General features: G+C 71.7%; 27 protein-coding genes. 11 read left to right on the top strand and 16 right to left on the bottom strand.

The window, feature by feature from the left end; genetic code table 11:
• Window position 1: 1 nt before the first annotated feature.
• On the bottom strand, window positions 2-1,447 hold the full coding sequence (locus ACLBWP_RS11330) for a phytoene desaturase family protein (protein ID WP_447655270.1): 1,446 nt from the start codon (window positions 1,445-1,447) through the stop codon (window positions 2-4).
• Between the two features lie 297 nt (window positions 1,448-1,744).
• Window positions 1,745-1,951, bottom strand: coding sequence for a hypothetical protein (locus tag ACLBWP_RS11325; protein ID WP_447655269.1), 207 nt, complete (start codon window positions 1,949-1,951; stop codon window positions 1,745-1,747).
• A 307-nt stretch (window positions 1,952-2,258) separates the two neighbouring features.
• Here ACLBWP_RS11325 and ACLBWP_RS11320 point away from each other — a divergent pair, with 307 nt between their 5' ends.
• Both ACLBWP_RS11320 and ACLBWP_RS11315 read left to right on the top strand, forming a co-directional pair.
• Entirely contained in the window at window positions 2,259-2,489 is a 231-nt protein-coding gene (locus ACLBWP_RS11320) for a hypothetical protein (RefSeq protein WP_447655268.1), read from the top strand.
• 19 nt (window positions 2,490-2,508) lie between these two features.
• Window positions 2,509-2,721 carry a hypothetical protein gene (locus tag ACLBWP_RS11315; RefSeq protein ID WP_447655267.1) on the top strand — a complete coding sequence of 71 codons (213 nt, stop codon included), beginning with the start codon at window positions 2,509-2,511 and terminating at the stop codon, window positions 2,719-2,721.
• Here the strand turns inward: ACLBWP_RS11315 and ACLBWP_RS11310 are convergent.
• The gene (locus tag ACLBWP_RS11310) at window positions 2,718-3,395 is read right to left on the bottom strand and encodes a hypothetical protein (protein WP_447655266.1); all 678 of its coding nucleotides are present in this window, start codon (window positions 3,393-3,395) and stop codon (window positions 2,718-2,720) included. The two genes, ACLBWP_RS11315 and ACLBWP_RS11310, sit on opposite strands and share 4 nt — an antisense overlap.
• 104 nt (window positions 3,396-3,499) lie before the next feature.
• Between ACLBWP_RS11310 and ACLBWP_RS11305 the strand changes: the two genes are divergently transcribed.
• Entirely contained in the window at window positions 3,500-3,775 is a 276-nt protein-coding gene (locus ACLBWP_RS11305; protein WP_447655265.1) for a hypothetical protein, read from the top strand.
• A gap of 386 nt (window positions 3,776-4,161) precedes the next feature.
• Here the strand turns inward: ACLBWP_RS11305 and ACLBWP_RS11300 are convergent, their stop codons facing one another.
• Window positions 4,162-5,439, bottom strand: coding sequence for an ABC transporter permease (locus ACLBWP_RS11300; RefSeq protein WP_447655264.1), 1,278 nt, complete (start codon window positions 5,437-5,439; stop codon window positions 4,162-4,164).
• Window positions 5,436-6,233 carry an ABC transporter ATP-binding protein gene (locus ACLBWP_RS11295; protein ID WP_243560778.1) on the bottom strand — a complete coding sequence of 266 codons (798 nt, stop codon included), beginning with the start codon at window positions 6,231-6,233 and terminating at the stop codon, window positions 5,436-5,438. The genes ACLBWP_RS11300 and ACLBWP_RS11295 overlap by 4 nt, the downstream gene beginning before the upstream one ends.
• 80 nt (window positions 6,234-6,313) lie before the next feature.
• On the opposite strand from ACLBWP_RS11295, the gene ACLBWP_RS11290 reads away from it, so the two are divergent.
• Entirely contained in the window at window positions 6,314-6,943 is a 630-nt protein-coding gene (locus ACLBWP_RS11290; RefSeq protein ID WP_243560776.1) for a TetR/AcrR family transcriptional regulator, read from the top strand.
• 83 nt (window positions 6,944-7,026) lie between these two features.
• Here the strand turns inward: ACLBWP_RS11290 and ACLBWP_RS11285 are convergent, their stop codons facing one another.
• From ACLBWP_RS11285 to ACLBWP_RS11255, 7 genes are all read right to left on the bottom strand, one after another.
• Window positions 7,027-8,031, bottom strand: a complete 1,005-nt coding sequence (locus tag ACLBWP_RS11285; protein ID WP_447655263.1) for a glycine betaine ABC transporter substrate-binding protein — start codon at window positions 8,029-8,031, stop codon at window positions 7,027-7,029.
• Entirely contained in the window at window positions 8,028-8,807 is a 780-nt protein-coding gene (locus ACLBWP_RS11280; RefSeq protein ID WP_447655262.1) for an ABC transporter permease, read from the bottom strand. The genes ACLBWP_RS11285 and ACLBWP_RS11280 overlap by 4 nt, the downstream gene beginning before the upstream one ends.
• Window positions 8,800-10,080 carry an ATP-binding cassette domain-containing protein gene (locus ACLBWP_RS11275; RefSeq protein ID WP_447655261.1) on the bottom strand — a complete coding sequence of 427 codons (1,281 nt, stop codon included), beginning with the start codon at window positions 10,078-10,080 and terminating at the stop codon, window positions 8,800-8,802. Before ACLBWP_RS11275 ends, ACLBWP_RS11280 begins: the two co-directional genes overlap by 8 nt.
• On the bottom strand, window positions 10,067-10,714 hold the full coding sequence (locus tag ACLBWP_RS11270) for an ABC transporter permease (RefSeq protein WP_243563686.1): 648 nt from the start codon (window positions 10,712-10,714) through the stop codon (window positions 10,067-10,069). Before ACLBWP_RS11270 ends, ACLBWP_RS11275 begins: the two co-directional genes overlap by 14 nt.
• 207 nt (window positions 10,715-10,921) lie before the next feature.
• A complete protein-coding gene (locus tag ACLBWP_RS11265) occupies window positions 10,922-11,638 on the bottom strand; it encodes a DinB family protein (protein ID WP_243563685.1) in 717 nt (238 codons plus the stop codon).
• Complete coding sequence (locus ACLBWP_RS11260) at window positions 11,635-12,246, bottom strand: DUF6197 family protein (protein ID WP_243563684.1); 612 nt, start codon at window positions 12,244-12,246, stop codon at window positions 11,635-11,637. The genes ACLBWP_RS11265 and ACLBWP_RS11260 overlap by 4 nt, the downstream gene beginning before the upstream one ends.
• Before the next feature lie 59 nt (window positions 12,247-12,305).
• Window positions 12,306-13,181, bottom strand: a complete 876-nt coding sequence (locus ACLBWP_RS11255) for an aminoglycoside phosphotransferase family protein (RefSeq protein ID WP_447655260.1) — start codon at window positions 13,179-13,181, stop codon at window positions 12,306-12,308.
• 162 nt (window positions 13,182-13,343) lie between these two features.
• Between ACLBWP_RS11255 and ACLBWP_RS11250 the strand changes: the two genes are divergently transcribed.
• From ACLBWP_RS11250 to ACLBWP_RS11225, 6 genes are read left to right on the top strand one after another with little or no spacing between them, the layout of a single operon-like run.
• Window positions 13,344-14,528: a hypothetical protein gene (locus ACLBWP_RS11250; RefSeq protein ID WP_447655259.1), complete on the top strand. Its 1,185-nt coding sequence runs from the start codon at window positions 13,344-13,346 to the stop codon at window positions 14,526-14,528.
• Entirely contained in the window at window positions 14,525-16,519 is a 1,995-nt protein-coding gene (locus tag ACLBWP_RS11245; RefSeq protein ID WP_447655258.1) for a GMC family oxidoreductase, read from the top strand. The genes ACLBWP_RS11250 and ACLBWP_RS11245 overlap by 4 nt, the downstream gene beginning before the upstream one ends.
• Window positions 16,516-18,180, top strand: a complete 1,665-nt coding sequence (locus ACLBWP_RS11240) for a GMC oxidoreductase (RefSeq protein WP_447655257.1) — start codon at window positions 16,516-16,518, stop codon at window positions 18,178-18,180. The genes ACLBWP_RS11245 and ACLBWP_RS11240 overlap by 4 nt, the downstream gene beginning before the upstream one ends.
• Complete coding sequence (locus ACLBWP_RS11235) at window positions 18,177-19,214, top strand: alpha/beta hydrolase (RefSeq protein WP_447655255.1); 1,038 nt, start codon at window positions 18,177-18,179, stop codon at window positions 19,212-19,214. The genes ACLBWP_RS11240 and ACLBWP_RS11235 overlap by 4 nt, the downstream gene beginning before the upstream one ends.
• Window positions 19,205-19,834 carry a hypothetical protein gene (locus ACLBWP_RS11230; protein WP_447655254.1) on the top strand — a complete coding sequence of 210 codons (630 nt, stop codon included), beginning with the start codon at window positions 19,205-19,207 and terminating at the stop codon, window positions 19,832-19,834. The genes ACLBWP_RS11235 and ACLBWP_RS11230 overlap by 10 nt, the downstream gene beginning before the upstream one ends.
• Before the next feature lie 46 nt (window positions 19,835-19,880).
• Window positions 19,881-20,318: a hypothetical protein gene (locus ACLBWP_RS11225; protein WP_447655253.1), complete on the top strand. Its 438-nt coding sequence runs from the start codon at window positions 19,881-19,883 to the stop codon at window positions 20,316-20,318.
• Here ACLBWP_RS11225 and ACLBWP_RS11220 read toward each other — a convergent pair.
• The 3 genes from ACLBWP_RS11220 to ACLBWP_RS11210 are packed head-to-tail and all read right to left on the bottom strand — an operon-like array spanning window position 20,281 to window position 23,311.
• Window positions 20,281-21,441, bottom strand: coding sequence for a PP2C family protein-serine/threonine phosphatase (locus ACLBWP_RS11220; RefSeq protein WP_447655252.1), 1,161 nt, complete (start codon window positions 21,439-21,441; stop codon window positions 20,281-20,283). The two genes, ACLBWP_RS11225 and ACLBWP_RS11220, sit on opposite strands and share 38 nt — an antisense overlap.
• On the bottom strand, window positions 21,438-22,190 hold the full coding sequence (locus ACLBWP_RS11215) for a ThuA domain-containing protein (RefSeq protein ID WP_243563674.1): 753 nt from the start codon (window positions 22,188-22,190) through the stop codon (window positions 21,438-21,440). The genes ACLBWP_RS11220 and ACLBWP_RS11215 overlap by 4 nt, the downstream gene beginning before the upstream one ends.
• A complete protein-coding gene (locus ACLBWP_RS11210; protein ID WP_447655250.1) occupies window positions 22,187-23,311 on the bottom strand; it encodes a Gfo/Idh/MocA family protein in 1,125 nt (374 codons plus the stop codon). Before ACLBWP_RS11210 ends, ACLBWP_RS11215 begins: the two co-directional genes overlap by 4 nt.
• Window positions 23,312-23,409: 98 nt before the next feature.
• On the opposite strand from ACLBWP_RS11210, the gene ACLBWP_RS11205 reads away from it, so the two are divergent.
• Complete coding sequence (locus tag ACLBWP_RS11205) at window positions 23,410-23,898, top strand: DUF3817 domain-containing protein (protein ID WP_447655249.1); 489 nt, start codon at window positions 23,410-23,412, stop codon at window positions 23,896-23,898.
• Between the two features lie 376 nt (window positions 23,899-24,274).
• Here the strand turns inward: ACLBWP_RS11205 and ACLBWP_RS11200 are convergent, their stop codons facing one another.
• Window positions 24,275-26,485, bottom strand: a complete 2,211-nt coding sequence (locus tag ACLBWP_RS11200) for an NADP-dependent isocitrate dehydrogenase (RefSeq protein WP_447655248.1) — start codon at window positions 26,483-26,485, stop codon at window positions 24,275-24,277.
• Between the last annotated feature and the right edge of the window lie 97 nt (window positions 26,486-26,582).

Raw genomic sequence — 26,582 nt, 5'->3', positions numbered from 1 at the left:
GTCACTCCTCCGGACTCAGGTCGACGTCTCCGGGCAGACCGAACGTGTGCCGCAGGGCACTGCGAGCGGCATGCCAGCCGGCCATGCCGTGCACACCCGGTCCGGGCGCGGCAGCCTCGGACGACAGGTACATCCCGCCGCCCATCCGCCACGGGTCGCTCGACAGCACCGGACGCTTGACGAGCTGCCAGAAGCTCGCCGCCCCCGCCGCGATGTCACCGCCGACGTAGTTCGGGTTGTACTCGCCCATCTGCACCGCGGTCCGCGAGCTCGAGGCCAGGACCGTGTCTCGGAAGCCCGGGGCGAAGCGCTCGATCTGCCGGGTGACGGCCTCGGTGGGGTCGACGTCCGATCCCGCGGGCACGTGCGCGTACGCCCAGAAGACGTGCTTGCCGGCGGGCGCCCTGGACGGGTCGACGACCGTGGGTTCGGCGCCCAGGACGTACGGCCGGTCGGCGTGCTGCCCGCGAGCGACGGCGCCCTCGGCCTCGGCGATCTCCTGCCGCGTCCCGCCGATGTGCACGGTGCCGGCACGACGCAGCTCGGGGTTCGCCCACGGCACGGCGTCCGACAGCGCGAAGTCCACCTTCGCCGCCGCGTTGCCGAAGCGGAACCGGCGGAGCGCGCCACGTCGGGGTGACGGGATCCGACTTCCCGCGATCCGCAGCATGCCGGGGACACTCGTGTCGAACAGCACGGCCTTGGCGGGGGTCAGGTCACCCAGCGATCGGACCTCGCGACCGGTCTCGATCGTGCCGCCGTGGGCGATCAGGTCCGCGGCGAGCGCGTCCACGATCGCCTGGCTGCCGCCGATCGGCACCGGCCAGCCACGGGCGTGCGCGTACGACCCGAGCGACAGTGCGGCGGCCGCGGTCGACAGCGACGGCATGTGTTGGATCGAGTGCGCCGCGACCCCGCTGACCATCGCCGGGGCGACGTCCTGCCGGAAGCGGGCGTTCCACGCGGCGGTCCCCTGCTCGAGTGCCCGCAGGCCGAAGCGCAGCACCGTCAGCGGGTGGCGGGGAACATGCAGCAGGGCGTCCGTGGCGAAGTCGGCGACCCGGTCGGCGTGCTGCGCGAGCGGTCCCATCAGACTCCGGAAGGCCGGGCCGTCGACACCGAGCTCCGCGGCCGTGCGCTCGAGGTCCTGGTACGCGATGCCCGCGCGACCGTGGTCGAGCGGATGGCCGTACTGCACCTCGGGCAGGCGGAGCTCGATCCTGTGCTGCAGGCCGAACAGGCGGAAGAACTCGGACTGCAACGCCATGGGGTGCACGGCGGAGCACACGTCGTGGTGGAACCCGGGCAGCGTGAGCTCGGCCGTGCGGGCACCCCCGCCGATCGTGTCGTTGCGCTCGACGACCTCGACCGACAGTCCCGCGCGCGCCAGCGTCACCGCGGCGGCGAGCCCGTTCGGTCCCGCCCCGACCACCACCGCATCGACCAATCGCGCGCTCCTGTCCGTGTCGTCCACCCGTGCTCGACCAGCATGGCCCGCGGTCCCTGATCAGATCATCGCGTTGCCGTTCTCGAGGACATCGGATCGCCGGGCGAGCACCAGGTCGACACCGCCGTCCCCCGTCGGAAGCGCTGCGAAGCGGGCTGGATCGATCATCCGCTCCCCCCTGAAGACGACGATTGCCCCAGGAGTCCGGCGAGCCGAATGGTCCTGGGGCGTTACGGGGCGAGCCTACCGGATCGGGTCGATATGTCAAACACTACGACCTGGGATGGACTCGAGCAGTCACGCCTGGTTCGAGGTCTTCGCAGGTCCGACCCGGGCGGCGATCGCGCCCGCGGTACCGCTCGGGTCAGCGCACTGGACGACGTACACGTGGCCGTGCACCGTGCGGATGCGCAGTGCAGGCCGGTTGCCGAGGATCAGGCCCGTCGCGTTCCGCCTCCAGCGGAGACCGACTCCCCCGAAGTCGGACCAGGACTGCTCGGCCACGGACACCGAAGCGATGTCGGCGAACGGAACGGTGCGTCGGAAGACCGGGCGGAACCGGATGACGACCGTCCACCGCGACGGACACCGAACCGACCAGCAGGAGGATGCCAGCACAGAACGCCACCAGCCCCGGCAGCAGGGTCAGGACGACGGACACCGCGCCGACGTCGGATGCCACGCCCAGCACGAGCGCAGCGACCGCGCAGGCGACCAGGACCAGCGCAGACCCGAGGGCCTTCATCCACGGCGGTGTGGGGACACGATCTGTCATGGCGTTGGCGGTCCTCCTGGATCTAGTATGTCAGGTATGCCGTTCGCTGAAGATCCGAAGTACGTGATGACGATCATCCTGGGGAGTGTGACGTTCGCGACGGTCCTGAGCGTCGCGATGCTCGTTGCCGGCTGCATGCTCGCCGCAGCGACGAGGGGCTCCCCGAACGAGTTCGTCGGGGCGCTCGCCCTCGGCATCGCCAGCGGCGCCGGTGGGTGCATGCTCGGCACCGCCATTCGACGCCGTCGACGCCTGCGCCAGCGATGACCGAGCAGGAACGCCCCTCATGCGCCTGCTCTCCGTCCTGATGCTCGTCGTGGCCGCCGCGTGCGGCGGGGCTGCGATCGCGCTCTCCATCGTCCTCATCGCTGTTGCTGACGTCACAGGGCCCCTGCCCACACGCCTCGGCGGAGCAACAGCAGCGTTGGCCGTCGTCGGCGCTGTCAGCGCCTTCGGGGTGGCCCGGCTCCGGCGGACGACCAACGGGCGCTCTCGCTAGGAGCGCGCGGTGTCCGCACTCGCCGGGTCCGTGCCCGCGTCGGGCTCGTCCAGGTCGTCCGGCTCGTCGGTGTCCTCGAGCGCGCTCGGCCCGGACCCGACGGGGTGCTCCGCCAGCAGCGCCGCGAAGTCCTGCTCGAGCATCTCCTGCACGCGGTCGTCGCGGCCGACCTCGTAGCCCGCTTCCGGCCGCTGGGCCCACCCGAGTCGCCCGACCACGGTGGTGCCGATGTCGTCCCACGCACGGGCACGGGCCGCCAGCACGATGCGGTCGACGAACCCCTGGTCGTCCCGACGGCCGTCCAGCATGTCGGCCAGGCGGTCGTAGGTGGCCTCGCGCATCCGGAGCGCCAGGTCGTCGCCGCGCTTGTAGTCGTGCTGGTGCTTCGATCGCCCCTTCTGCTTGAGCGCCTTCGAGCGGATGTCCCGCATGCGTTCGGCGTCGCCGCGCTGCTCCTCTGCCATCCGGTGCAGTTCTTCGCGCACGGACTCGGCGGCGACGGCGTGGTCGAAGAACCCCTGGTCACGCAACGAGGTGGTGATGATGCGGTTGGCCACGGCGATCGTCACCGCGGCCTTGGAGATCAGGAACCCCTCGTCGACCGCCCGCTTCAGCTCGACCTGGCTGATGGGTCGCTCGGTCGAGTCCTTGCCGCGCCGTCCGAACAGAGCCATGCCCTCGACGATACCGGCGGAGGACGACCCTCCGTCCGCAGGGTGACCCGGATCACCGCCTGGAGGGACGACTCGCCGTGGTCGGTCTCCCTACCGTTGGACGCATGGTCACCTACCCCGCTTCTTCCCGCACCGGCCTCGGCACCGCCAGCCTGGTGCTCGGCATCTGCTCGCTGCTCGCCGGGTGGACGTTCTTCGCGCCGATCGTCGGGCTGGTCCTCGGCATCATGTCCCGCGGGCGTGAACCGATGGCCCGTGGGCGTGCCGGCTGGGGCATCCTGCTGAACGCGGTCGCCCTGGCGATCTGGATCATCGCGGTGGCGTGCTTCGTCGCGTTCGGCACCCTGGCTGTCTGGTCGCACGCCACGTCCGGCAACTGACCCGACGGATCGCACCCCCTGCGACACATCGCACCACGACACACCGGGGCGCGATGTCCGCCGAGGGGTGCGACACCGACGACCCGGTCCTCCGCCCGGATGACGCACGGCAGCGACCGGTCCATCGCGTACTGGCCGAGCATGCGCTCGGTGTAGCGCTCGGTGCCCGCCAGCGTCTGCGGGCCCCACGCCCACGGCTCGGCGGCCGTGACGGTCGAGGTTCGCGAGCACGAGCTCGTGCACGGGTCGCACCGTTGTCAGGTCGCGGAGCGTCAGCGAGTACCCGTCACCGAGGTCCCGTCCGTACGCCACCACGGTGCTGACACCAGGCACACGCAGCGGGTCCCGTCCGCGCCGGACGGGACCCGCTGCGTGATCGGGACGGGCTACTCGTAGCGCAGGGCCTCGATCGGGTTCTGCCGCGCGGCGCGACGGGCGGGCAGCGTGCCGGCCAGGAAGGCGATGAGCATCACGACCAGGATGATCGTGATCACCGATGACGGTGCGAACTGCAGGATCTGCAGCCCGGGCAGGTCCTTGAGCACGGTGCCCGCCAGCACGTTCGAGATCGCCGTGCCGAGCCCGATCGCCACACCGGCGCCGATCGCACTGCCGAGGAACCCGATGAAGACGGCCTCGAGCGAGAACAGCGTGTAGACCTTGCCGCCGCCCATGCCCATGGCCTTCATCAGCCCGATCTCGCGGGTGCGTTCCTGCACGCTCATCAGCAGCGTGTTGATGATGCCGAAGCCGGCTGCGACCAGGGCGATCACGGCGAAGGCGTTGAGGATGCCCACGATCCCGTTGATCACCGTCTGGAACTGGCCGAGCTGGTCCTGGATCGTCTGCCCCGTGTAGCCGTCCTTCGACAGGGCGCTCTTGACGGTCGACGCCGACGCACCGTATGCCAGCGTGGCCGATGCGCTGGCGTACGAGGTCGCGATCGACGACGGCTTGCCGGTCTCCTGCGCGGACTGCATGGCGTCGGTGAGCGGCGCGTTCGCCCCTGCACCGCCGCCGAACAGCGACTCGTTCTGCACACCGACGACCGTGGCGGTCAGGGTGTGCTCCTTGCCCTGGTAGTCGTCGACCGCGAAGGTCAGTTCCTTGCCCACGGCGGCCTTCGCGCTGCCGAGCCCGAGGGACTTCAGGTCGTTGGTCGGCAGGATCACCTGGTTGCCGGAGGCGCTGTCGTCGAGCTGCTTCCCCGCGGCCAGGTCGGCCTTGATCTCACCCGCGTTGGCGGTCAGGGACACGACGTACTTGCCGTTGTCGTCGTACTCGGCGTACTTCGGGGACAGGGCGACGGCCGGGCGGACGTCCGTGACGCCGGAGACCTTCTTGATCGCGTCGACGTCCGACTGCGACAGGTACGCGAACGACGCCGGGCCACGGTTGACGCTCTGGTTGGACTCGTCGGGGTCGTACTTCGCGGGCCCGCCGTCGGTCGACCCGGTGTCGGCGGTCTTGGTGATGGTCAGCGTGCCGGTGTCCCCGATCGAGGCGACCTGGGTGTCGATGTAGTTGCCGACGCCCGTGCCGATGGCCGAGGTCAGCGTGATGGTGAACGCGCCGATGAAGATCGCGATCACCGTGAGCGTGGTGCGCAGCTTGGAGCGGAAGGTGTTGCCCACCGCGGTGCGGAGCAGGTCGAGGGCGTTCATGCGGAGTGCCTTCCGTGGTGCTCGGGCTGGTCCGGGACGGCGGAAGCGGATGCCGACGCGGGTGCGACTGGCGTCGAGGTAGCAGCGGGAGCGGGTGCCCCCGCCGTGCCGTCCGACCCGCCCACGATGAGCCCGTCGCGCACGTTGACGCTCCGGTCGCACCGCGCGGCGAGTTCTTCGTCGTGCGTGACGACCACGAGCGTGATGCCACGGTCGCGCTGCAGGCCGAACAGCAGGTCCTCGACGATCTCACCCGTGTTGGTGTCGAGGTTGCCGGTCGGCTCGTCGGCGAAGATCACGCTCGGCTCCCCCACCAGTGCCCGCGCGATGACCACGCGCTGCTTCTGCCCGCCGGACAGGTCGTTCGCGTCGCTCTTGGCCTTGTCCGCCAACCCGAGGGCGTCGAGCGCCGCCATGCCCCGACGCTTCCGCTCGGCCCCGGAGACGCCCGCGATCTTCAGCGGCAGCACGACGTTGTCGAGCACCGAGGTCTTGGGCGTCAGGAAGAACTGTTGGAACACGAACCCGAACGTGCTGTTGCGGGTGCGGTTCACCTGGCGTGCGCTGAGGGTCGCCGCGTCGGCGCCGTCGAGCAGGACCTCGCCGGTGGACGGCTTGTCGAGCAGTGCCAGCAGGTGCATGAGTGTCGACTTGCCCGACCCGGACTTGCCGACGATCGCCAGGCTCTCGCCCTGGTGCACGGCCAGCGACACGCCCTTCAGCGCATCGAACCGTGCGGAGCCACGGCCGTAGGTCCTCGTGAGGCCCCTGGCCTCGAGTACGGGAGTCGTCATGTGCCCACCGTACTGTCCACTGCACGAATGCAAGTTTGCATCTGCTGTAGACACTGCGACTTCCCGGTTACAGTCGAGCCATGTCTGTGTCCGACCCGTCCCCTGCACTCGGTCTCCGTGACCGCAAGCGGATCGAGACACGGCACCGGATCGCCGACTCCGCCAGGTCGCTGGCGCTCGAGCAGGACATCGACCACACCACGATCGAGCAGATCGCCGCGCGCGCCGACATCTCGCCGCGCACCTTCTTCAACTACTTCGACAGCAAGGAGGACGCGGTCCTCGGGCACACCGAGCTCGACCTGAGCCCGGAGACTCTGGCGTCGCATCTGCGGGCCGTCGCTGGCCGTCCTGCCGCACAAGCGGTGGTGGACCTGGCGTTCCTGGTCTTCGGCGAGACCTTCGGCGACGAGCACGAGCGCGAGACCCGGAAAGCGGTCCTGGTGCGCTTCCCGCAGCTGATGCGCCGCCAGGTCACCCGCATGACGACGGTCGCCGAGGCGATGACCGGTGCCGTCCGCACGGTGCTCGAGCGTGATCCCGCGTGGGGTCCGGACGCCGCGACGCCCCAGGCCGCCGAGATGCTGCTCGGCATGGTGATGACGGCGCTCCGCAGTTCCGCCCGCCACGAGGCCAGCGACCCGGACGCCGTCCGCGCCTCGGTGACCGCCCTGATCCGCGACACGGCTGCACGCATCAGCGCCGCCTGACGCCGGACCGAACGACGCAACGGGAGGCGCGGTGCCAGCTGGCACCCCGCCTCCCGTCCGTCTGCTGGTCGCGTCCGGACCCGTCAGGCCTTCGTGATGAAGCCCTCCTTGACCATCCAGTCGAAGGCGACGTCGGCGGGCTCGCGCCCCTCGACGTCCACCTGCCGGTTCAGCTCCTGCAGGACGGGGTCGGTCAGCTTCGGGGAGATCTGGTCGTAGATGCCCTCGAGCTGCGGGTACTTCTGCAACGTCGCGCTGTCGAGCACCGGGGCGACGTTGTAGGCGGGGAAGAACCCCTTGTCGTCCTGCAGCACCTGCAGCCCGAGCGACTTGATCCGGCCGTCGGTGGTGAAGACCTCACCGAAGTTGCACGTGCCGCGGTCGGTCGCCGTGTACACCGTGCCGGTGTCCAGGATGTCGACGTTCCCCTTCGGGATGCCGTTGTCGCCGGATCCCCCGAGCTCGAGCCCGTACTTCGCCAGCATCGGCTTGAAGCCGTCGGCCCGCGAGTTGAACTCGGACTCCACGCAGAACGTGCGCTGGTCCTTCGGCAGGTCGGTGATCTGCGACAGCTTGGTGATGCCGCCGAGCTCCTTGACCGCCTCCTTGCGCACCGCGAACGCGTACGTGTTGTTCATCGGCGCCGGGTCGAGCCAGGTCAGACCGTTGCGGGCGTCCTCCTTGCGGACCGCCTGCCACTGCTCGGTCTTGTCCGCGATTCCTTCCTTGTGGCCCATGTAGGTCAGCCAGGCGGTGCCCGTGTACTCGTAGGTCATGTCGGCGTCGTGTCCGGTCATGAGCTGGCGGACGGCGACGCTGCCAGGCACGTTCGTCTCGTCGGTGACGTCGAACCCGGCGGCCTTCGCGGCGAGCACGCCGATCTTGCCGAGCACGAGCTGCTCGGTGAAGTTCTTCGACGTGACCGTGATGTGCGCGCCGGCGGGCAGGTCGTCGATGCGCTTGATGGAGCCCGGCCCGGCTGCCGGGACGAACGAGGCGGCCGGCTGCAGGCCGCAACCGGTCAGGGCGAGTGCGGCGGCAGCAGCGACGAGGGTCGCGGCGATCCGGCGGGTGCGGGCGCGGTTCATCGGAGTCCCTTCGGTCGGGCGACGGTCTCGACGATGCGGCCGATCCAGTCGATGGACAGTGCCAGCAGGGCGATCAGGAGCGCCCCGGAGACCAGCACCTTGGGCAGGAACAGGTTCACGCCCGTGGTGATGAGCAGCCCGAGACCACCGGCACCGATGAACGTCGCCAGTGCGGCCGAGCCGACCAGCAGCACCAGGGCGGTGCGGATGCCCGCGAGCATGACGGGCACGGCGAGCGGCAGTTCGACCTTCATCAGCACGGAGAACGCGCTCATGCCCATGCCCCGGCCGGCCTCGACGAGACGGGCGTCGACGCTCTCGATGCCGATGATCGTGTTGCGCAGCACCGGCAGGATCGCGTACAGGACGAGTGCCACGACGGCGGCCCAGAACGAGAACCCGAGCCAGAACGCCAGCAGGACGACCAGGCCGATGGCGGGTGCCGCCTGCCCGAAGTTCGCGACGGCCAGGATGAAGCCGCTGGCACGCCGGAGCGGCCCGCGGGTGAGCACGATGCCGAGCGGGATGGCGATCACGAGCACGATGACCGTCGACACGATCGTCAGCAGCACGTGCTGCCACGTCAGCGCCACCAGGTCGGCGGGGTTGAGCGTCGACCGTTCCGTGGCGGTCAGGTCTGCGGTGTTCAGCCAGACGGCGAACGCACCGAGCACGACCAGGATCGCGACGGGCTGGATGACGAGCGGCTTCCACGAGCCACTGCGGCCGGAACGCTTCGTGGTGGTGACGGCGGGGTCGGTCAGGACGTCAGTCATCGACGACCTCCGCCTCGGTCGGGCGTGCGGCGGGCATCGTCTCGATCGGGTTGGTGTTCGTGCCGACCGGTGTGTACGCCTGCTCCTCGGCCGCGGCGGCGCGCGAGCGGGTGATGGCGTCCATCACGGTCTCGACGGTGATGACCCCGCGGAACGCGTCGCGGCGCCCGGTGACCAGGGCCGCACCGGCGCTCGAGACGAGCATGGTGTCGAGCGCGTCGTTCAGGGTCGCGGCCTCGCCCACCACGGGCAGGTTCGGCTCGATGCCCTCGGGGATGCGCTCCAGGCGCTCGAGCTGGCGACGCGACGGCCACCCGATCGGACGCTGACGACCGTCGACGACCACGGCGTGCCCGTGTCCGCCGGCCTCGCGCATGCGCTGCAGGACGGCCTGCACGTCTTCGCCGGGCGAGCAGGTGACGGCGTCGACGACCTCGACGTCGCGCACCCGGTTCAGCGTGAGCTGCTTCAGGCCGGCGCCCGAGCCGATGAAGTTCTCGACGAACTCGTTCGCGGGCTCGGCCAGGATGCGCTCCGGGGTGTCGTACTGCACGATGTGCGCGCCCTCGGAGAAGATCACGATCCAGTCGCCGAGCTTCACGGCCTCGTCGAAGTCGTGCGTGACGATGACGATCGTCTTGTGCAGCTCCTCCTGGATGCGCAGCAGCTCGTCCTGCAGGCGCTGGCGGGTGATCGGGTCGACGGCACCGAACGGCTCGTCCATCAGCAGGACGGGCGGGTCGGCGGCGAGTGCGCGGGCCACGCCGACGCGCTGCTGCTGTCCACCGGAGAGTTCACGGGGGAACCGGTCGCGGTAGGTGTCCGGGTCGAGCGACACCAGGTCGAGCAGCTCGTCGACGCGGGCGGCGATCCTGTCCTTGCTCCAGCCGAGCATCTTCGGGACGATCGCGATGTTCGCCGCGACGGTCATGTGCGGGAACAGCCCGCCGGCCTGGATCACGTAGCCCATGCGCCGGCGCAGTTCGTCGCCGTCGATGGCGGTCACGTCGTCGTCGCCGACCACGATGCGACCCTCGGTGGGCTCGATCAGGCGGTTGATCATCTTGAGCGTGGTGGTCTTGCCGCAGCCCGAGGGGCCGACGAGCATGACGATCTTGCCCGCCGGGATCTCGAGGGTGATGCCGTCGACCGCGGGCTTGGACTGCCCGGCGTACCGCTTGGTGACGGTGTCGAGCAGGATGCTGCGGCCGGTGACGTCGCCGTCTGCGGCGTGGCCGTCGGTGTGGGACAGGGTTGCGTCAGTGCTGGACACGGATACCTCGCGAGGTGGTCAGACGGCCGAGGCCGAGGAGGAGCAGGTCGAGGACGAGGGCGAGCAGGATGACACCGACCACACCCACCACGACGGAGTTGAGCGCGTTGGCGCCGCCGAGTCGCGACAGGCCGGAGAAGATGAAGCCACCGAGCCCCGGGCCGAGTGCGTACGCGGCGACCGCGGCGACACCCATGACCATCTGCGCGGAGACCCGCACACCGGTCAGGATGATCGGCCAGGCCATCGGCAGCTCGATCTGCACGAGCGTGCGGAAGCGCCCCATGCCGATGCCGCGCGCCGACTCGACGACGGCGGGGGAGATCTCGCTCAGCCCGACGACCGCGTTGCGCAGGATCGGCAGGGCGGCGAAGAAGGTGATCGTCACGACGGACGGCACGACGCCGAACCCGAGGGGGACGAGCAGCAGACCGATCACGGCGAACGACGGCAGGGTCAACCCGATGGTCGACACCTCGTTCGCGACGGAGCGGAACCGTGGGCTGCGGTAGACGAGTGCTGCGAGCACCACAGCGATGACGGTGGCGAGCACCGTGCACTGGACGACCAGTGAGAAGTGCTGCCACGATGCGAACCAGATCTGGCTCCATCGCTCAACGACGTACTGGAACACCGGGACGGGCTCCTTCCGGGTCGGCAGTTCTGCCCGCGGAACGGGGCACAATCGCGGCCAAAGGTAGCCATTGCATGCGGTAGTTGTACAACCGCAAAGGTCATCCGGAGTCCGACGAGCCCACTTGCTGAATTCAGGAACCCCTGATCAGATGGTGTTGCGCCGGACAACCCTGGGAGAACGGTAACGATCCCCCAGGCTCACGCGCTACAGCCCCGCGCTCCGGAGCCCCGCCCGTTCGGCGATGTCGACCAGGTGCTCGCGCCACTCCTGCCACTCGGCCGCCGACCTGTCCGCCAGGTTGCCGTCGCCGTCACCGGCCAGCCCGTCGAGCATCTCGCGCACGATGTCGGCGTGCCCCGCGTGCCGTGCGGTCTCGTAGGCCATGTGCACCAGGACCCGGTGCAGGGTCACCTCGCGGTGCTCCTCCGGCCACCACGGCACGACCCCGCGGGCGTCGAGGTCGAGCGCGGCGATGGTCGCGTCGGCGTGGGCGGCGCTGGCGTGGTGGAACGCGACGACGTCCGCGACGGTCTCGTCGAGGGTCGCGTACATGTCGGCGTCGTCGTCGGCACCCTCGCGCATCCAGGGCGGCAGGTCCGGGAACGGACGACCGAACACGGCCCCGAAGTACTCGACCTGCACCGACGCCACGTGCTTGACGACGCCGAGCACGTTGGTGCCCGTGGGCGTGACCGGCCACCGTGCCTGGCGCTCGGCGAGTCCGTCGAGCTTGCCGACCAGCGCTGCCCGGTGCTTCTGCAGGTACCGGAGCAGGGTGGCCTTCACCGCCGCGGCATCGGCGAGCGCACCGGCACCCTCGTCGGTCAGCAGGGCGTTGCCGACACCGGCCAGACTGCCCGACGGAACGGCGGACCGGACGGACGGCACGTCGTCGGGAAGTGCGGACTCTGCTGGGCTCATGCCCCCGATGGTGCCACCGTCCGCGCCCGGATGCGCTCGGACTCGGCGACCGCGACGCGCTCCGCGGTCAACAGCAGCCCCGCGACGTCGCTCGACGTCCGGGTGGGAGCGTCGTTCCAACTCGTCAGGTCGCGGACCCGACCCATCCGGATCTCGGGTGCGGGGCACCAGAGCACGGGCGTGCCCTCTTCCACCGCGAGAGCGTGCCAGACGACGTCGAGTGCACGCTGCACGGGCTGCGAGTGCACCGCGTGCGGCCCACCCGCCGCGTAGACGACCGCGCCGACCAGGCAGGCGCCGACCAGCGGGCGGCCGGCGACGTCCATCGCTGCGGCGCTCGACGCCTTGCGCGTCCGCCCCTTCTCGTCGACGTAGGCGAACCACGCGTGCTGGATCCACCCCCGCTCGATGACACCGCGGGCACCGGAGAGCAGCCGTTCCAGGTCGGCGAGCTCGAGCATCTCGGCTTCGAGGCGACGGACCCGGGCGGCGGCACGACGCGCTGCGATGCGGTCGAGCAGGCCGCGCACTCCGGTGCGGGTGGACGGGGACGGGGTGGGAGCGGCGTCGGTGTCGACGTCGTGCTGGACGCGGAACTCGAGGGTCATCAGGCCCCTCCGATCTTCACGTGCACGGATGGTGTGGAGTGACGATAACCCCGTTCGCGTCACCCGTCGAGAGCCGCCTGCAGACCGCGTGCACCGACGGTCCGGAACGCGCTGTCGTCGCTCGTCCACAGGGCTGACCCGATGGACACGGCCCATCCCCGTGCGCGCAGTGTCGTGGCGTCGTCGACGGCGACGGCCCCCAGGAACGCGACCCGGGCCCGGTGGTCGAGCGTCAGCCAGGCGGTCGCCAGGTCGACGGCCGGGTCCCCGGCCGTCACGTCCCCGAAGTCGATCACGGCCGACAGCCGGTCGCCGTCCGCACCCGGCTCGACCAGCAGGTTGAAGGGGTGCAGGTCGCCGTGCACCCAGACGGGAGGCCCGGCGTGCGTCGGCGCGTCGGCTGCGGCCCGCCAGAGCGCGGCCAGTTCCACGGCACGGGGCGCCCCGGATGTCGCCAGGCGGTCCAGCACGGCGTCGGTCCGGGTCGCGAGCGGGACCGCACGGACCGGGTTCACCGGTGCGTCCGACGGCGCCGGGACGTGCAGCAGCCGGACGAAGTCAGCGAGCGTCCGGGCCACGCCCACGCCACCGACACGTTCGCCGGCGGGGACCCCGGGCAACCACGGCACGATGCTCCACGACCACGGGTACCCGAGCGCCGGTCGACCGGTGCGGACCGGGGCCGGCACCGGCACGACGGCGGCGACCTGCCGGGCCAGCAGCGGCAGCCAGCGCTGCTCGTGCGCGACGAGCTCGGCCGCGACGGCACGGCGGGGGAGTCGGACCGCCAGGGCCGGCCCGAGGCGCACGATCACGTTGTCCCAGCCGTTCGCGACGAGCTCGAGCCGCAGGTCGGCCAGGTCGGGGTGCTGGTCGGCCAAGAGCGAACGGACCAGGGCGACGTCGACGGTGAACTCGGCGGCGGGCGTGGGCACCGGGTCAGGGTAGCCGAGCGCTCCCCGCGAACTGGGGTGCGCCGATGATGAGCACTTCTTGCTATTTTCACAGGGTCGGCGGACGTGGATGCCATGGGGGGATCCACGTCCTCACAGGACCCACCCCTGAAATACCGTATGCTGCATGTGGACAGGAGCCACATGCAGATCGCCGACATCCTCCCGGACCACGCGCCGGACGCAGCAGCACCGCGACCGCGGACCTCGCCGGACGAGCGCTCCCGCTTCGCCGTCCTCACCATCGGCACCCTCGTGACCGCCGCCGGCGTCGTGCTCGCAGTCGCCGCCCTGCTGCCGTTCCTCGCCGGCTGGTTCCTGCCCGTCGTCCTCACGGCGCTGACCGGCGTGTTCCTCGCCCTCGGCCGACGCGCTGCCGGGGCTGCGGCATCCCCGGCGGCGCGGGCGTGGGCCGCCTGGGCCGGAGTCGCCGGCTCCCTGGCGGTCGGGGGACTGGTCAACCTCGCCGGGCTGGGTGGCGCGCTGGTCGCGGTCGTCCTGGTGGTCATCGCGCTGAACGCGGCGATCGCGCTGTGGTTCCGGTCGCCCGTGCACTTCGCGGTGGTCCAGGTCCTCGCCGTGGCCTGGGGCGCCCTGGCGCACGTGTACGGCATCCTGCCCGTCGCGACCCTGGTCGTCGCGGTCGCCGGCCCGTGGTGGACCCGGGTGGTCGGCACCAGCCGGACGGTCGTGGTCACCACCACGGTGTCGCTGCCGATCGCGGTCGCCCTGCTCGTGCACCCGCTCACCCACACCGGCCCGGGGGTCGACGGTGCCGACGTCGCCGTGCTGACCGGTGCGGTCGCGGTCGCGATGACGTGGACGGGCGTCATCGGTCGCGCCCGCCCGGTGTCGACGCTGTGGTCGACCGCACGTGCCACCGCGATCACGGTCCTCGCCGCGCAGGTCGTCGCGGGTGCCGTACCCGCGGTGGCGACGCTGCTCGACCCCGTCGACCCGTGGGCCGCGGTCCTGCTCGCCGTCACCGCCGTGCTGGCCTCGGGCGCGGTCGTCGCCGTCCGCCCGGTGCGCGCGGGCACGGTCACGGTCCTGGTGCTGGCGGCGGTGCAGCTCGCCGAGCTCGTCGCGGCGATCTGGTCCGGCACGGGCGCCGCGACGACGACCGGGCTGGCCGGGCTGCTGGTCGTCGTCGTGGTCGCGCTCGTCCGTTCCGGATCGGCACGGCGCCGGGCCGTGCTGACGGTCGCCGCGCTCCTGCTGCCGGTCGTGTGGGCGTCCCTCGTCGCACTGCCCGTGCCGTGGGCCGCCGGCGTGCTCGTCGTCATCGGACTCGTCGTGGTCGTCGCGCAGATGCGGCCCGCGCGATGACCCCGTCGACGCCCGGGTCCGGCGCCGGGTCCACACGCCGCGGTTTCCTCGCCGGTGGGCTCGGCGTCGCCGCGGCCGCCACCGCGGCCGGCGCGGGGCTCGCCACCCGCCCCGGCCCGACTCCCGACCCGACCGAGGGACCGCGCCGACCGACCGTCGACACAGATGCCCTGCACCACACGGACGAGTACGACTACGTCGTCGTCGGCGCCGGAGCCGGCGGGGTGCCACTCGCGGTCCGCCTGGCCGAAGCCGGTCACACCGTGCTGGTCCTCGACGCGGGGCCGGCGACCACGGACCCCGACGTGTACGCGGTCCCGGCGTTCCACCTGTTCGCCTCGAGCGACCCGGAGATGAGCTGGGACTTCTGGGTGCGCCACTACACCGACGCCCACGCGCACGGCACCGCCTTCGTCCCGGAGCGCGACGGCGTGCTCTACCCGCGGGCATCGACACTCGGCGGGTGCACCGCGCACCATGCGCTGCTCATGCTCGCGCCCGAGGCGGACGACTGGGACCGCATCGGGCGGATCACCCGTGACCCGAGCTGGAACGCCGCCGTGATGGCCGAGTACCAGCAGCGCGTGCGCGAGTGGCTGCCGATCGAGACGTCGCCCGCGGCGATCCTGTCCGAGGACCCGACGCTCGCCCGCATCGTCTCCGCGGCGCTCGTCGAGACCGGCCACCTCGCCCCGCCGGCCTCGGACGTCGACGTCGACCGCGGCACCGTCGGCGGCACGCTGCTGGACCCGAACGACGAGCGCGGGATCGAGGCCTACCGCGAGGGCACGTTCCTGGTCCCGCAGTCCACGCGCGACGGCAAGCGCTACGGCACCCGCGAACGCCTGCTCGAAGCGGCGCCCGCGCTCGATGGACGGCTGGCGATCCAGTCCGATGCACTCGTCGAACGCATCGTCTTCGACCGGTCCGGCGGCACACCCCGCGCGACCGGGCTCGACGTCGTCGTCGCGCCGTACCAGTACGGGGCGAGTCCGCTCCGGCAGCGCCTGTCCCCGGACGAGCGGCACCGTGCGCGCCGCCGGGTGACCGCGCGGCACGAGGTCATCGTCGCCGCCGGGGCGTTCAACACCCCGCAGCTGCTCATGCTGTCCGGCGTCGGCCCGGCCGAGCACCTGCGCGCGAACGGCGTCCCCGTGGTCGTCGACGCGCCCGGTGTGGGGTCGAACCTGCAGGACCGGTACGAGATGACCGTCGTCACCGAGTACGACCGTCCGTTCTCGGTGCTCGCGGGCAAGACCTACGGCCAACCGGACGACCCGGGCATGCGGCAGTGGCGCGCGGACGACCCGAACGCGCTGTACCGCTCGAACGGCATCCTGGTGGGCATCAAGCGCCGCGTCCCGGACGGCAGCGAACACCCCGAGCTGTTCGTGTTCGGCGCCCCGACGGACTTCACCGGCTACCGACCGGGCTTCGCTGCTGACGGCCTGCGCGGCGGCGACCACTTCACCTGGGCGGTCATCCGCGGGTACCAGCAGAGCATGGACGGCACCGTGCGGCTCCGGAGCGCCGACCCGACCGAGCCGCCGGACATCAACTTCCGGTACTTCGACGACGGCGGCGACTCGGCGGGCGTCCGCCAGGACCTGCGGGCCGTCAGACAGGGCCTCGAGGAAGCGCGCCGCATCAACGCCACGGCGCACCGGCTGCGGTTCGGGGACGCCGCGACCGACCGCGAGCGCTACCCCGGCGCAGGGCTGCACGACGACGCACTCGACCGCGTCATCCGCCGGGACGCCTGGGGCCACCACGCCAGCTGCACGGCGCGCATGGGGCACGACGACGACCCGATGGCCGTGCTCGACAGCGACTTCCGGGTCCGCGGCACCGACGGGCTGCGGGTCGTCGACGCCTCGTCGTTCCCGGCCATCCCGGCCCTGTTCCCCCTGATGACCGTCTTCGCGACGTCCGAACGCGCCGCCGACCGCATCCTCGCCGATGCCGCACGACCCCGAGGAGCCGCACGATGACCGGTCCACAGCCACTCGCGACCGCCGAGCTGCCCGAGTCTTGCGGCATCGCCGTGATCGGGTCGGGCTTCGGCGCGTCCGTCGCCGCCGCACGGCTCGCAGCAGCGGCCGGCAACGACGTCGTCGTGCTCGAGCGCGGCCGCGAGTGGGTTCCCGGCGACTTCCCGACGGACGTCACCTCGATGCGGCAGGCCCTGCGTACCCGGTCGAACCCGCTCGGCCTGTTCGACCTGCAGCTCGGCACCGACGTCGACCGCCTCACCGCCAACGGCCTGGGCGGCGGGTCCCTCGTCTACGCGAACGTGCTGCTCGAGGCCCGTCCCGAGGTCTTCGACACGGTGTGGCCCACCTCGATCGACGCCGACGTCCTGCGCCCGTACGCCGACCGGGTGCGCGCCGTCCTGCGGCCCGAGCAGTTCACCGGCCCGAGCGACAAGGCGGCGCCGTTGGACCGGCTCGGTCGGTTGCACGGCCGGACACCACGCCGGCTGCCCCTGGCGGTCAAGATCACCGGTGCACCCGGTCCGAACGCGGCCGGCGTCCACCAGGCACCCTGCACTGCGTGTGGGAACTGCGTCACGGGCTGCAACGTCGGCGCCAAGACCACGATGTGGGCGAGCTACCTGCCGATGGCGAAGCGCGCCGGCGCCCGCCTGGTCACCGCCACCGAGGTGCTGCGCATCGAGCCAGGTCCGCCGGGTGGCCGTCGCTGGACGCTGCACGGCATCCGGCACGGTGTGCGGGGGCGACGACGGACGACACGGCCCTTCACGCTGCACGCCGACGTCGTGGTGCTGGGTGCGGGATCGGTCGGCACCACCACGATCCTGCTGCGGAGTGCCCGCGCGGGCCTGCCCCTGAGCGACCGTCTGGGCGAGCGGTTCTCCGGCAACGCGGACTCCCTGTCGGTGTCGTACAACTCGACGAGCCGCCGGACGGGCACGGGTGCCCGCGACCAGTCGGCACCCGAGCTCGCGGTCGGTCCGACGATCACCACGGCACTCGACCTGCGCGACGGCGCGGACGGACACCTGGTGCAGGACGGCGCCCTGCCGTACCCCGTCGCCGAGGCGCTCCGACGCGTGCTCGGGCTGCGGTTCGCGCTGTCCTCGGACGCCAAGGTCTGGTGCGACCTGCGGCCGAACGGCTGCCCGCCGGGGTGCGGTGCCCTCGAGCACTCCCAGGTGTGGCTCGCGATGGGGACCGACTCGTCGGCGGGCCGCATCGGGCTCGACCCTCGCGGCGCAGCCCGCATCACCTGGGCCGCGGCGGGGGAGCAGGACGTCTACCGCGACCAGCTCGCCGACCTGCGCGCGCTCTCGGAGGGCTCCGAGGCGCGCTTCGTCGGCAACCCCCGGCGCGCGCTGCTGCGGCGTGGGGTGCCGGCCGCGACCCCCATCACAGTGCACCCGCTCGGCGGCGCGGTGATGGCCGACGACGTCCGCGCCGGGGTGTGCGACGCCGACGGTCGCGTCTTCGACCCCGCCGGCGACGTCCACCAGGGGCTGTACGTCGTCGACGGCGCGCTGTGTCCGACGTCCACGGGCGCGAACCCGTCGCTGACCATCGCCGCGCTGGCGGAGCGGATCAGCGAGCGACTGGTCGAACGCCACCTGGCCATCGCGACCGCGGGGCACGACCGGGCGACAGGCCAGCGGTGACGGCCCGCAGCACCGCCGGTGTCGCGCTCGTGGTGGCGTCGGCGCTCGCACTCGTCGCCGGCGTCGTGCCCTCGGTGGCGTCGACGCTCCGGACCGACGCGACCCTGCGGGCCGAGGCGACCACGGGCCCCGAGCCGCGCGCCGTCCGGCTGCATCCGACGGCCGGACCGGTGCCGGGCCTCCAGACCGGATCCCTGCACGTGCCGGACCTGGGCGGCGGCGCCCACCGGGTCCGGGTCGGTGTCCTCGAGCCCAGCGGCAAGCCGGTGGCCGACGTGTTGTTCCTGCACGGGCACGCCGACCGACTCGACAACCACGCGGCGCTCTTCACCGACCTGGCCGCGGCCGGGCTGCGCGTGGTGTCGTTCGACCTGCCGTCGCACGGCGAGACGGACGCCGGACCGATCGACCGGTGGTCGGACGACGACCTGGCCGCACTGGCCGCACGGGTCGTGCACGCCACCGAGCAGGACCCGGACCGGCCGTTCGTGCTGGCGGGCTGGTCGTTCGGGGGGCTGCTTGCGACGCGGTTCGCGCAGGACCCCGACGAGCGCGCCGCGTTCGGTCGCCCCGTCCGTGCCCTGGCACTCGAGTCGCCCGCGGTCGCACCGCTGACCTTCCCCGGGGGCGACGGGATCTCGCGCCTGCGCGCCCTGACCCACGACCTGCACGCCCCCGTCGCCGGGCCGCCCGACCCCGCGTCACCGTTCCTGGATCCCGTGTTCGCCGGCCGACTGCTGGCCCAGGCCGGTGTCGCGATCGCCACACCGCTGCCGGCGGGTCTGCCCACGCTCGTCGAACTCGGGGACGACGACCGCTACGTCGACGTGCCGGCGGTGACGCACTGGGCCGACGACGTCGCGCCCCGGGCCGGCGCACCCGTCCGGATCGTGCGGTGCAGTCCGGCCCGACACGGGCTCGACCTGGAGTCGTGGCCCGTCGGCCCGGCAGCACGGACGCAGCTCGTCGACTTCGTCCTCGGCGCGCTCCACCGTCCGACCGACCAGCACCAGGAGCCACACGCATGTCGATGACCCGGTTCCGCGAACGCATGGTCGGCCGTGTCGGCCCGGTCGACCGCCTGCCCTGGACCGTGCAGCCCCGAGGCCTGCGCGCCGGGGACGGGATCGTCCGGACGGCCGCGACGACCGGTGGCGCCCGACCCGCCGTCCTCGACCTGGACGACCTGCACGTCGTCGTCCACGGGCTCGACCCCGTGACGGACGGCTGGCGGGCGACGCTCACCGCCGGGACGGTGCGGGGCATCGCCGCCGTGCCGGTGCCCGTCGACTGCGGGTCGGCGGACATCCTGACCACCGCGGTCGAGGGACGTCGGATGCACTACCGACTGCTCGTCGTGCACGGCTCGCACCGGTACGTCGTCGAGGGGCTGAAGACCGTGCGCGGTGGCCTCCGACGGGCCTGGGCGTCGACCACCACGCTGCACACCGTCGTGGTCCGGCTCGACCCGGAGACGACGATGCCGACCGAACCGGAGGCGCGCGCTCGCTGGCTCGACGCCGGGGGAGTCGACGGGCAGGTGGTCTGCGCAGGGGTCCTGCGCGTGCGGGGGGTCCTGGCGCAGGGGCTGTCGATGCGCGGCCCGGTGGTGCCGTTCCTGCTCGGGTTCGTCCGGCGCTCGGTGCGTCCCTGACGGCCACTCCGAGCCCCTGTCCGGACTCGTGCCCTACCGTTCCGGCATGGACGGATGGCTGGCCCCGGCACGCTGGGCACGGACGGGGCGATGGCTCCTGGTGCCGATCGCGGTGCTCGACTGGTTCACGCTCGTGCCGCAGGGGGTCTTCGTCACCGTCTTCGCCGTGGCGGTCGTGGGGCTCGCCGCCGTCGCCGCCGCGCTGGTCGTCCGGATGCTGCGCGGGCGGCGCACCACGATGGCCGCCCTCGGCGCGCTCATGCTGCTCGGTGGACTGGCCTGGTTCGCCGTCGACCCGTTCCCCGGCTCGTTCCCGCTCATCGACGCGTGGTGGCCGGACGTCATCACCCAGCCCCAGCACGTCGGCAGTGCCTACTGGCAGCTCGCCGGACTCGGCATCGAGCTCTGCGGCTTCGGCCTGCTCGGTACCCTGCTGGTCGTCGCGCTCACCCGACCGGTCGGCGGGTCAGCACCACGACGGTGACGTCGTCATCCGGAGCGGTGGGCAGGAGCGCACGGACCCGGTCGGGCAGGTCGGCGCCCGCGGCGACCGCGAGTGATGCCACGGCGTCGATGTCGGGCAGTCCGTCCAGCGCGAAGGTGCCGCGGGTGACGACCACGAGCCGGTCGCCCGGCTCGAGGGTCAGCGCGACGTGCGTCCGCCCGGTGCCCCGCTGCAGACCGATCGGCAGGTCGGTGGTCCCCAGGACGTCGCGCGTGCCGTCGGCGCGCACGTGCAGCGCCAGCCCGTGGCCGGCATCCACGTAGACCAGCCGGCCGGAGTCGGGCTCGACCCGGGCGTGGAACAGCGACCCGACCGCGTTCGACGCCGTCAGGTCGTCGCCGATCTGGGTCTCGAGCGCCGGACCGTCCGACCCGAGCTCCAGGTCGGTGCGCGCCACGACGGCCGCCCGGATCGTCGACGCCAGCAGCGCAGCGGCACGACCGACGGCCGACACGGAACCGACCGTCAGCCGAAGGGTCCCGTCGGCGGCCGAACGCCAGTCGGCGACGTCGCCCGACGTCTCGCGCGCCGAGGAGACCACCTGCAGGTCGAGGCCGGGGAGCGACACCGGTTCGGGCGTCATGCTGGCCAGGACCCTGCGCACGCGATCCCGGTCGAGCACGTGCCCGAGTTCGCGTTCGGCCCACCGCGCCAGGTCCGCCAGCAGCTCGACGTCCGCGGCCGACAGCTCACGCGGCTCGGCGTCCATGATGCAGAGCGTGCCGACCTGGGTGCCGTCCGCCATCGCCAGCGGTGCTCCGGCGTAGAAGCGGATGCCCTGGTCGCGTACCGCCGCCATGTCCCGGAAGCGCGGGTCGAGCCGCGCGTCCGGCACCACGACCGGGCCGTCCTGCATCACGGTGACCGAGCAGAAGACCTGGTCGGCCGGGACGTCGCCGCCCTGCTCCCAGCCCTGCGCCGACTGCGCGGTCACGACGTCGTGGTGCACGAGGTTGAGGAAGCTCAACGGGACACCGAACGCCTGCTGCGTCATCCGGGTGATCCGGTCGAACCGTTCCTCGGGACCGCTGCCGAGGATGCCGAGGGCCTCGACGGCAGCGCTCCTGCTGGTGGGACTCTGATCCGTGGTGGTGGTGGTCACGCGCCCTGTCTACCCGCACCCGGCGTCAGGAACCAGTCCCGAGGGTGGGGGTCTGCCGTGAGCGTCTGCCGCGGGGTGGTCGGCGCCGCCCAGCCAGCGGCGTTGGCCAGCACCCGCTGGATGTCCGCGTGGTGGTACACCGGGTACTCCTGGTCGCCGGGCGAGAAGTAGAACACCCGTCCGCGTCCGCGGCGGTAGGCGACGCCCGACCGGAAGACCTCGCCGCCGGCGAACGTCGACAGGAAGACCTCTTCGTCGGGCCGGGGGATGTCGAAGTACTCGCCGTACATCTCCTGACGGTCGATGACGATCGGGTGCGGGACCCCCTGGGCGATCGGGTGCTCGGGCGCGGTCGTCCAGACCAGCTCCCGCTCCCCGTCGTTGCGCCACTTGAGTGAGCACGTGGTGCCCATCAGTCGCTTGAAGGGCTTGGAGTAGTGCCCCGAGTGCAGCACCACGAGTCCCATGCCCGCGTGCACGGCATCGACCACGCGCTGCACGACCTCGTCCGAGACCTGCTCGTGGGCGACGTGCCCCCACCAGAACAGCACGTCCGTCGCGTCGATGCGTTCCTGGGTCAGGCCGTGCTCCGGGTCCTGCAGCGTGGCCGTCGTCACGTCGGCGTCGGGGTGGTGCTGGCGCAGCGCATCGGCGACCACGGTGTGGATGCCGTTCGGGTAGTGCCCCAGGACGACGGCGTCGCCACGGCTCTCGTGCACGTTCTCGTTCCAGACGACGATGTTGGTCATGCCTGCACCTCCACTTCGTGCCCGGCAGCCGCTGACGCGTAGATCGCGTCGACGACACGGCTCCGGTGCAGTGCGAACTCCCCGTGGTGGCCGTCGTGCAGGCCGCTGCGGATCGTCGCGATGAACTCCTCGATGACACGCTGGTGGTGCCCGGACGGCACCTCGACCGCGGGACGGGTCACCGTCGGGACGCCCTGCTCGTCCGAGTACAGCGTCACGGTGCCCTCGGTCGCGTAGTCGCGCACGTACAACCGCGCGCCGCCGGTCGACCCGAGCAGCTCGACCTCGATGTCCTCGGCGTCCTTCGAGTAGCTCGCCCACGACGCCTGCAGCTGCAGACTCGACCCGTCCTCGAAGCGCAGCAGCGCGTTCGCGAAGTCCTCGACGTCGAACGGACGGCCGGTCGGAGCCGACACCGGGCCGCGGTTGCTGCCACCGCGGCCGGCGCTGCCGAGCTCGTTGTAGGTGACGGCGCTCGCGGTCACGACGCGCGGCTCGCCCATCAGGTGCAGGGCGATGTCGAGCACGTGCGACCCGAGGTCGATGAGCGGTCCGCCACCGGCCGTCTCCTTGTTGGCGAACCAGCTGGTGATGCCCGGGATCCCGGCGCGACGCAGCCAGCTCGCACGGGCGTGGTAGACGTGGCCGAGCGGGTTCGGGCCGCCGTCGTTCCGCAGGTGGTTCGCCAGGAACTGCACGTCGGCACGGCGGCGGTGGTTGTAGGCGACCTCGAGCACGCGGTCGTTGCGGACGGCGGCGTCGACCATCTCCTGCGCCTGGTCCCCGGTCGTCGCGAGGGGCTTCTCGCAGAACACGTGCTTGCCGGACTCGAGCGCCGCGACCGCGATGGGGTGGTGCAGGGCGTTCGGGACCCCGATCGACACGACGTCCAGGTCGTCGCGCGCGACCAGGTCCTGCCAGTCCGGGTACGTGTCCGGCACGTGCCGTGTCTCGGCGAGCTCGGCCAGCCGTGCCGTCTCCTGCCCCGCCAGTGCCACCACCTCGACTCCGGGCAGGGCCGTGTAGGCATCGAGGTGCGTGGTCCCGGCGAACCCGAGCCCCACCACCCCGACGCGGAGCGTGCGGGTCGGATCCGTCGTCGTGTTGGTCGTCATCGACATGGCTCCGACGCTACCCGAGGGTGCGGTCGAATCGATACGACCTGCGGCGTGTCACCGGCGCCGAGGATTCCCATCCGCCCTCCGGGACCATGGAGGGCATGACGCCTCGATCCCTGTTCCGCGCCCTCGCCGTGGCCGAACTCGTGACCTGGACGATGCTGCTGGTCGGCATGCTCATGAAGTACGGCTTCGGTCTGGGTGATCTGCCCGTGCGCATCGGCGGGAGCGTGCACGGGTTCGTGTTCCTGGCCTACCTGGTCGTCGCGACGGTGGTGGCGGTGAACCAGCGGTGGTCGTTCGGCGCGACGGCGCTGGGGTGGGTGAGCGCGATCGTGCCGTACACGACGCTGCCGTTCGAGGTCGGCGTCGCCCGCCGCGGCATGCTCGACGGGCCCTGGCGCCGGTCGGCGTCGGCGTCGGCGTCGGCGTCGGCGTCGGCGTCGGACGGGCATCGCTCGCGACCGCTCGATCGCCTGCTGTTCGTCGTGGTCGCGCACCCGTTCGTCGCAGCGCTGATCGGCGTGGTCCTGGTCGCCCTGGTGTTCGCCGTCCTGCTGACGATCGGTCCGCCGGTCCCCTCCCGCTGACCGGTCGCAACACCCCGCTCACCTCTGCCGAGTGGTCACGACCGAGCCCGGTCCCGCCCCTCCGACCGGTCGCAACACCCCGCTCACGTCTGCCGAGTGGTCACGACCGAGCCCGGCCCCGCCCCGCTGACCGGTCGCAACACCCCGCTCACGTCTGCCGGGTGGTCGGAGACCGTCGTTGTCGCGCCTCGGCACCGACGGGTTCCGACCAGTGAGCGCACGTGAGCGGGGAGTCGTGACCGGTCGAACGGGGACGGGTCCGCGGGCGGCACGGAGGCACGTTGGGGGGCGAGCTGCGGTTCAAGGCGACACCGCGGACGGACGGGAGGCCCGGTGCCAGCTGGCACCGGGCCTCCCGTCCGTGGGTGTGGTGGGTCTACAGCGCGGCCAGCACCGCGTTCAACGTGGCGGACGGACGCATGATCGCGCTCGTCTTGGCGTCGTCTGGGCGGTAGTAACCGCCGATGTCGGCCGGGTGGCCCTGCACGGCGACCAGCTCGTCGACGATCGTCTGCTCCTTCGCGCAGAGCTCGCCCGCGATGTGCGAGAAGGCGGCCGACAGCTCCGTGTCCTCGGTCTGTGCCGCCAGTTCTTCAGCCCAGTACTTGGCCAGGAAGAAGTGGCTGCCGCGGTTGTCGATCATGCCGATCTTGCGGCCGGGGGACTTGTCGTTCTCCAGGAAGGTGCCGGTGGCGCGGTCGAGGGTCTCGCCCAGGATCCGCGCGCGCGCGTTCCCCGTCACACCGGCCAGGTGCTCGAGCGACACCGCGAGCGCCAGGAACTCGCCCAGGCTGTCCCAGCGCAGGTAGTTCTGCTGCACGAGCTGCTGCACGTGCTTGGGAGCGGACCCGCCGGCACCGGTCTCGAACAGACCACCACCGCCGAGCAGCGGCACGACCGACAGCATCTTGGCCGAGGTGCCGAGTTCCATGATCGGGAACAGGTCGGTCAGGTAGTCGCGCAGGACGTTGCCCGTGACGGAGATGGTGTCCTCACCGCGGCGGATGCGCTCGAGCGACTGGCGCATCGCGTCGACGGGGGAGAGCACCCGGATGTCGAGGCCGTCGGTGTCGTGCTCGCCGAGGTAGCGGTGCACGAGCTCGATGAGCGCGGCGTCGTGCGCGCGGCCTTCGTCGAGCCAGAACACGGCCGGGGTCGCGCTGGCGCGTGCCCGCGTGACGGCGAGCTTGACCCAGTCGCGGATGGCGACGTCCTTGGTCTGGCATGCGCGCCAGATGTCGCCCTGGGCGACGTCGTGCTGGATGACGGTCTCACCGGCGGCGTTCGTGACGCGCACGGTGCCGTCGCCCGGCACCTCGAAGGTCTTGTCGTGCGAGCCGTACTCCTCGGCCTTCTGCGCCATCAGGCCGACGTTCGGCACCGAGCCCATGGTCGACGGGTCGAAGGCACCGTTGGCGCGGCAGTCCTCGATGACGGCCTGGTAGATGCCGGCGTAGCTGGAGTCCGGGATCACCGCGACGGTGTCGTGCTCGTCGCCGTCGGGGCCCCACATGTGGCCCGACGTGCGGATCATCGCCGGCATCGACGCGTCGACGATGACGTCGCTCGGGACGTGCAGGTTCGTGATGCCCTTGTCGGAGTCGACCATCGCGAGCTCCGGTCCGGCGGCGATGCCGTCGGTGAAGGCCTGCTTGATCTCGGCGCCGTTGGGCAGCGCGTCGAGCCCGACCAGGATCGAGTTCAGGCCGTCGTTCGGCGTGAGCCCGGCCGCGGCCAGGTCGGCGCCGTACTCGTCGAACACGTCGGGGAAGAACGCGCGGATGACGTGGCCGAAGATGATCGGGTCGGAGACCTTCATCATCGTGGCCTTGAGGTGGACCGAGAACAGCAGGCCCTCGTCCTGCGCACGCTGGATCTGTGCGCGGAGGAACTGCTCGAGCGGTCCGACGTGCAGGACGGTGCCGTCGATGACCTCGCCGGCGAGCACGGGGATCGACTGCTTCAGGATCTGGGTGCTGCCGTCGGTGCCGACGAACTCGATCGTCAGGGTGTCGTCAGCGGGAGCGACCCACGTCTTCTCGTTCGAGCGGAAGTCGTCGGCGCCCATCGTCACGACGTTGGTACGCGAGTCCGGGCTCCACTTGCCCATGCGGTGCGGGTGCTTGCGCGCGTAGTTCTTGACCGACAGCGGCGCACGACGGTCGGAGTTGCCCTCGCGCAGGACGGGGTTGACCGCGCTGCCCTTGACCTTGTCGTAGCGGGCGCGGGCCTCGCGCTCGTCGTCGGTCGTCGGCTCGTCCGGGTAGTCGGGCAGGTCGTAGCCCTGCGACTGCAGCTCGGCGATCGCGGTCTTGAGCTGGGGGATCGACGCCGAGATGTTCGGCAGCTTGATGATGTTCGCCTCGGGCGTCTTGGCGAGGTCACCCAGTTCGGCCAGTGCGTCGTCGAGGCGCTGCTCGTCGGTGAGCCGCTCGGGGAACAGCGCGATGATCCGGCCGGACAGCGAGATGTCCCGCGTCTCGACGTCGACGCCGGCAGTGCTGGCGAACGCCTGGATGACGGGCAGGAAGGAGTGGGTGGCGAGGAACGGTGCCTCGTCCGTGAGCGTGTAGATGATCTTGGCCATGCTGGCGGGTACTCCCTTGTTCGCGCGACGGTGGCTCCACGCTACTCGTCCCGGGCGATGTCTCGACATCAAGACACCTTGTGGGAGCCAGCTCCCA

This window comes from Microbacterium sp. M1A1_1b, from assembly GCF_053345565.1.
This window is presented reverse-complemented; position numbering and strand designations above follow the sequence as displayed.